This is a genomic window from Streptomyces beijiangensis (assembly GCF_017315755.1).
GTDB lineage: Bacteria > Actinomycetota > Actinomycetes > Streptomycetales > Streptomycetaceae > Streptomyces > Streptomyces beijiangensis.
This window is the reverse complement of the sequence record NZ_JAFLRJ010001278.1, coordinates 1-208: the sequence shown is the minus strand read 5'-3', so window position 1 is coordinate 208 and position 208 is coordinate 1. Positions and strand designations below refer to the sequence as shown.

Here is a 208-nt window from a genome sequence, read left to right as displayed (position 1 = left end):
GTGCAAGGGGACGTGGAAGTGGGAGCGCCAGGGGGTGGCGTCGGGGAGGTCGCGGCCGGTGAGGGCGGTGTCCAGGTCGTCGGTTCCGCGCAGGCCGCCGTGGGTCCGGGTGCGGGTCTGGTGGAGGAAGCGGGGCTCGGCGAAGGCGGCCAGGGCCTCGCGCACCTCGGGGAGATGGGGGTGCTCCGCGTGCAGGGCGGCGGAGAGC

1 pseudogene is annotated in these 208 nt (G+C 76.4%); it reads right to left on the bottom strand.

Annotation, left to right across the window (positions count from 1 at the left end):
* Positions 1-208, bottom strand: a pseudogene (locus tag J0695_RS41505) (metabolite traffic protein EboE); the annotation flags it as partial.